Raw genomic sequence first — 5385 nt, forward strand, 5'->3', positions numbered from 1 at the left:
GGTCGCCGGCGCCCCGGGAGCCGGTCGCCGGCCGGAGGCCGACCGGCGGAAACGGCCCGTGACCGGCCGTTTCACCTTCTCTTCACAGGGTCCGCGGGGCCCGCGGACGGGAAGTACCCGGAGGGCGCGACCGTGGCGCACGCCACAGCGGCGAGCATCCCGCCCAGCAGGAAGAAGTAGGTGCCTCCCCCGGTGCCGAACACGAAGTCGCCCTCGGGACGCGATGTGGTCAGCAGCAGCACCACCAGCATCCAGCCGCCCGCCGGGGCCGCCGCTCCGATCCTCGTGCCCGTCAGCCGCGCGCCGCCGAGGAACAGCGCCACGGACCCGCCGAGCGCCAGCAGCACCCCCAGCGGGAACCAGCCGGCCTGGACGAGGGTGCCCGCGACGGCCACCACCGCGCCCAGCACGGCCAGTACCGCGTATGCGGCGATCCGCGCCCCACGCGCCCTCACCGCGGGCCCTCCGCCCTTCCGTCCGCCCCCACCAGCCCCTCGAAGAGGTCGCGCAGCGGCTCGCCCGGAGTGTCCGCGCCGTCCGCCGACCGGAAGTACTCGGTGTGCAGCAGGGGCTGGCTGAGCCGGTTGGACAGGGCGAAGGACCCGGGCGGTCCGGACGCGGAGTCGGCCACCACGATCTGGGTGGCGTGGGCGCGCATCGCCGCGGCCTTGGCGGCGGCCTCGGTCTCGCCGCCCTTGATGACGGCGGCCACTTCCACGTCCTCGACCACGCCGGGGACGTCCTCGGCCGAGGCCGACTCCGGGAAGGGGCCGCCGCCGGCGGCACGCAGCCGGGCGAAGCCCTCCTCGACCGCCGAGCGCGCCGCGCAGTTCCAGTAGACGCGCCCGATCCGGTGGGGCCTTCCGTCCCGCTCCGTGCGGTACGCGGGGTCGGCCGCCAGCTCCACCGCGCGCATGGCGACCCGGTGGGCCTGGATGTGGTCGGGGTGGCCGTATCCGCCGTCCGGGTCGTAGGTGACCAGTACCTGGGGGCGCACCTGACGGATCTCCTCGACCAGATGGGAGGCCGCCTCGTCGACGTCCGCCCGCCAGAAGCAGTCGGGGCGCTCGTTGGCCGGGGTGCCGAACATCCCCGAGTCCCGGTAGCGCCCGGGACCGCCCAGGAAGCGGTGGTCGGCCACGCCCAGCTCCCGCATGGCGTGCCGCAGTTCACCGATCCGGTGCGGTCCCAGCCCGTCCTCGCGGTCGGCCGCGAGATGCGCCAGGGCCGGCGGGATGATCTCGCCCTCCTCGCCGAGCGTGCAGGTCACCAGGGTGACCAGCGCACCCTCGGCGGCGTATCGGGCCATGGTGACGCCGTTGGTGATCGACTCGTCGTCGGGGTGCGCGTGGACCAGCATCAGGCGACGCAGGGGGAGCTCGGTCATGGGGCGAGCCTACGCCGCCGGTGTCAGAACTTGATGCTGCCGATCATGCCCGCGACGTTCGAGGTCAGTTCGCTGATGGTGGGAGCGATCGACGAACTGGCCACGTAGAAGCCCAGGAGCATGCAGACCAGTGCGTGTCCGGTCTTCAGCCCTGACTTCTTGATCAGCAGGAAGACGATGATCGCCAGCAGCACCACCGCCGAAATCGAGAGTGCCACGGCGGTTCACCTCCAAGAGCGCGCGGTCGACACGGAATCAGGACGCTTGTACGACAGGACGGTTCTGGAGCTACATACCCCATCGCGAACCATGCGCAACGGATCATAACTTTCCGTGAGTCGGCATGGATCGGTGCACGGGTGCAGAAGAGGGGCGCACACCTGTGTGACCTTGGACACGTCCCCTTCCCCGGACTGCCCGGAAGGCGTTCGGAAGGCATCCGGCGGGCGCTCGGTGCCGGCGGCGGACACACCGCCGGGAAGCGGCCCCGCGACGCCGTACGCTCGCCCCATGGTCATGTCGTTTCCACGCCAGTACGCCAGAACGCAGCGCCTCACCCTGGGGGCGCCGCGCGCCTTCACCGTGGCCCCGGACGGCTCCCGGATCGTCTTCCTCCGCTCCCGCGGCGGCACCGACCGGGCGAACCTGCTGTGGGTGCGGGACTTCGGCGGGTCCGGTGACGCCGGCGGGCCCGGGGACGGGGAGCGGGCGGTGGCCGATCCGGCGCGGCTGCTCGGCGGAGCGGACGAGGAGCTGTCGCCCGAGGAGCGGGCCCGGCGCGAGCGGAGCCGCGAGGGGTCGGCCGGGGTCGTCGGCTACGCGACCGACTCCGCGGTGGAGACGGCGGCCTTCGCCCTGTCCGGGCGGCTGTTCACCGCCGACCTGCGCACGGCCGCCGTACGCGAGCTGCCCACCCCCACTCCGGTGGTGGACCCCCGCCCCTCCCCCGACGGCCGGCGCGTCGCCTATGTGGCGGACGGCGTCCTGCGCGTGGTGGACCGCGACGGCGGGAACGACCGGGCGCTGGCCGGGCCCGAGGGGAACCGCGGTGACGGCCGTACGGCCTGGGGGCTGGCGGAGTTCGTCGCGGCCGAGGAGATGGACCGCTCCCGGGGCTTCTGGTGGTCCCCGGACGGCACCCGGATGCTGGCCGCCCGGGTGGACGACTCACCCGTGCGGCGCTGGTGGATCGCCGACCCGGCCGACCCCGGGAGCGAGCCGTCCGAGATGGCCTATCCGGCCGCCGGCACGGACAACGCCGAGGTGACGCTCCATCTGCTCGACGTCGGGGACGGGGACGGTGACGGGGAAGGAGCCGGGGAGGCGGGCCGCACCGAGGTGGTCTGGGACCGCGTCAGCCACCCCTACCTCGCGCGCGTCCACTGGTCGGCCGCCGGGCCGCCCCTGCTGCTCGTCCAGTCGCGCGACCAGCGCAGCCACCTCTACCTGACCGTCGACACCGCCACCGGCCGCACCGCGCCGCTGCACGCGGACGAGGACCCGGCATGGCTGGAGCTCTTCACCGGCGTGCCCGCCTGGACGCCCGACGGGCGCCTGGTGCGGATCGCCGACGAGGCCGGGGCCCGCGTCCTGGTGGTCGGGGACCGGCGTCTGACCTCCGCCGCCCTGCACGTGCACGCGGTGCTGGACGTCGGCGACGAGGACGTGCTGTTCTCCGCCTCCGCCGGGCCGGACGCGCCGGAGGACTCCCCCGTGGGCGAGATCGCCGTCCACCGCGCCCGGTTCCGCGGCGACGGCGGCCGGGACGGCTGGGAGCGGGTCTCCCCCGAGGGCGCGGCGCACATCGCCTCCGCCGTCCGCGGCGGGGACACCGTGGTGCTCTCCACCGCGGCCCTGGACCGTCCCGGCGCCCGCGTCGAGGTACTGCGCCTGCCCGGGACCGGCAAGGGCGCCCCGGCCGCGCCGGCCGTCATCGCCTCCCGTGCCGAGACGCCCGTGCTGACCGCCCGTCCCCGGCTGCTGCGCGCGGGCGCGCGGCGGATTCCGGCCGCGGTGCTGCTGCCGACCGGATACCGCGACGGCGACGGGGTGCTGCCGGTCCTGATGGACCCCTACGGCGGCCCGCACGGCCGGCGCGTGGTGGCCGCGCACAACGCGCACCTGACCTCGCAGTGGTTCGCCGACCAGGGGTTCGCCGTGGTGGTCGCGGACGGCCGGGGCACCCCCGGCAACTCCCCCGCCTGGGAGAAGGCGGTCGCGGGCGATCTGGCGGGCACCACCCTGGACGACCAGGTCGAGGCCCTGCACGCCCTGGCCGAAAGTCACCCCCTGGACCTGGACCGGGTCGGCATCCGCGGCTGGTCCTACGGCGGCTACCTGGCCGCGCTGGCCGTACTGCGCCGCCCGGACGTCTTCCACGCGGCGGTGGCAGGCGCGCCCGTCGCCGACTGGCGGCTGTACGACACCCACTACACCGAGCGCTACCTCGGCCTGCCCCGGGAACGGCCGGAGTTGTACGCGGCCAACTCCCTGGTCACCGACGAGGGGCTGTCGGCGCCGGCCGATCCGCACCGGCCGCTGATGATCGTCCACGGCCTGGCCGACGACAACGTGGTGGCCGCCCACACCCTGCGGCTGTCCTCGGCCCTGCTGGCGGCGGGCCGGGCGCACGAGGTGCTGCCACTGTCCGGGGTGACGCACATGACCCCGCAGGAGCAGGTGGCCGAGAACCTGCTGCTGCTCCAGGTGGCTTTCCTCAGGAGGTCGCTGGGCCTGGCGTAGCCGCCCCGGGAGGGCGGCCGCGGACCCTCACGGGCCCGTCCTGCCCTCCGGCCCGTTCTCCGGGAAGTGGCAGGCCGTCAGGTGCCCCTCGCGGTCGCCGGCCAGCCGCACCAGCGGCGGTTCCCGCCGCTCGCACAGCTCCTCCGCCTTCCAGCACCGCGTACGGAACCGGCAGCCCGACGGCGGATCCGCCGGCGAGGGCACGTCCCCACTGAGCAGAATCCGCTCCCGCCGCTCCCGCAACTCCGGATCCGGCTGCGGCACCGCCGACAACAACGCCTGCGTATACGGATGCGTCGGATGATCATAGATCTCCACATCCGACCCCATCTCGGCCATCCTCCCCAGATACATCACCCCCACCCGATCCGAGATGTGCCGCACGATCGACAGATCATGCGCGATGAAGACGTACGACAGATCGAACTCGTCCTGCAACCGCTCCATCAGATTCACCACCTGCGCCTGCACCGACACATCCAGCGCCGACACCGGCTCATCACAGATGATCACCTCAGGATTCAGCGCCAGCCCCCGCGCGATCCCGATCCGCTGCCGCTGACCACCGGAGAACTGATGCGGATACCGGTTGATGTACTCCGGATTCAGCCCCACCACATCCAGCAGCTCCCGCACCCGCCGCCGCCGGTCCCCCCTCGGCGCCACCTCCGGATGAATCTCGAACGGCTCCGCCACGATGTCCCCCACCGTCATCCGCGGATTCAACGAGGTGTACGGATCCTGGAACACCATCTGAATGTTCCGCCGCACCGCCTTCAACGCCCGCCCCGACAACCGGGAGATGTCCTCCCCCTTGTACAGGATCTCCCCCGAGGTCGGCCGCTCCAGACTCATCAACAGCTTCGCCACCGTCGACTTACCGCACCCCGACTCCCCCACGATCCCCAGCGTCTCCCCCTGACGCAGCACGAACGACACACCGTCCACCGCCCGCACCGCACCCACCTTCCGCTTGAACACGACCCCCCGCGTCAACGGAAAGTGCTTCACCAGATCCCGCACCTCCAGAATCGGCTCACCACCACGGACGGGCTCAGCCATGGATGGTCTCCTTCCAGAAGTGGCAGGCGCTGGCGCGCGGCCCGGCCGGGACGGTCCCACCGGTGTCACCGGGTCCGGCGATCACCTGGTGCAGGGGGGGTGTGTCGGTGCGGCACACCTCCTGGGCCCTGGGACAGCGCGGATTGAACGCGCACCCGGCGGGAACGCTCGTCAGACTCGGCGGCAGCCCCTGA

Annotated in this window: 5 protein-coding genes and 1 pseudogene; 1 reads left to right on the forward strand and 5 read right to left on the reverse strand. The window is 73.1% G+C overall.

Features of this window, described 5'->3' with window-relative positions; genetic code table 11:
- Nucleotides 1-71: 71 nt before the first annotated feature.
- From AC2CJA_RS23590 to AC2CJA_RS23600, 3 genes are read right to left on the reverse strand one after another with little or no spacing between them, the layout of a single operon-like run.
- A complete protein-coding gene (locus AC2CJA_RS23590) occupies nucleotides 72-455 on the reverse strand; it encodes a DUF6113 family protein (protein ID WP_484604697.1) in 384 nt (127 codons plus the stop codon).
- The gene (gene mshB / locus AC2CJA_RS23595) at nucleotides 452-1387 is read right to left on the reverse strand and encodes an N-acetyl-1-D-myo-inositol-2-amino-2-deoxy-alpha-D-glucopyranoside deacetylase (protein WP_484604698.1); all 936 of its coding nucleotides are present in this window, start codon (nucleotides 1385-1387) and stop codon (nucleotides 452-454) included. The genes AC2CJA_RS23590 and mshB overlap by 4 nt, the downstream gene beginning before the upstream one ends.
- Before the next feature lie 23 nt (nucleotides 1388-1410).
- The gene (locus AC2CJA_RS23600) at nucleotides 1411-1605 is read right to left on the reverse strand and encodes a hypothetical protein (RefSeq protein WP_241716512.1); all 195 of its coding nucleotides are present in this window, start codon (nucleotides 1603-1605) and stop codon (nucleotides 1411-1413) included.
- 292 nt (nucleotides 1606-1897) lie between these two features.
- On the opposite strand from AC2CJA_RS23600, the gene AC2CJA_RS23605 reads away from it, so the two are divergent.
- Entirely contained in the window at nucleotides 1898-4129 is a 2232-nt protein-coding gene (locus tag AC2CJA_RS23605) for a S9 family peptidase (RefSeq protein WP_484604699.1), read from the forward strand.
- Nucleotides 4130-4156: 27 nt separating this feature from the next.
- Here the strand turns inward: AC2CJA_RS23605 and AC2CJA_RS23610 are convergent, their stop codons facing one another.
- Nucleotides 4157-5191, reverse strand: a complete 1035-nt coding sequence (locus AC2CJA_RS23610; protein ID WP_484604700.1) for an ABC transporter ATP-binding protein — start codon at nucleotides 5189-5191, stop codon at nucleotides 4157-4159.
- A pseudogene (locus tag AC2CJA_RS23615) lies at nucleotides 5184-5385 on the reverse strand (methionine ABC transporter ATP-binding protein); the annotation flags it as partial. The pseudogene AC2CJA_RS23615 and the gene AC2CJA_RS23610, both read right to left, overlap by 8 nt.

This window comes from Streptomyces sp. ATLC9 (genome assembly GCF_057196705.1).

Coding starts and splice junctions, on each gene's coding strand:
- AC2CJA_RS23610 (WP_484604700.1), bottom strand. CDS start 5,191: ATGGCTGAGCCCGTCCGTGGTGGTGAGCCGATTCTGGAGGTGCGGGAT.
- AC2CJA_RS23605 (WP_484604699.1), top strand. CDS start 1,898: ATGGTCATGTCGTTTCCACGCCAGTACGCCAGAACGCAGCGCCTCACC.
- mshB (WP_484604698.1), bottom strand. CDS start 1,387: ATGACCGAGCTCCCCCTGCGTCGCCTGATGCTGGTCCACGCGCACCCC.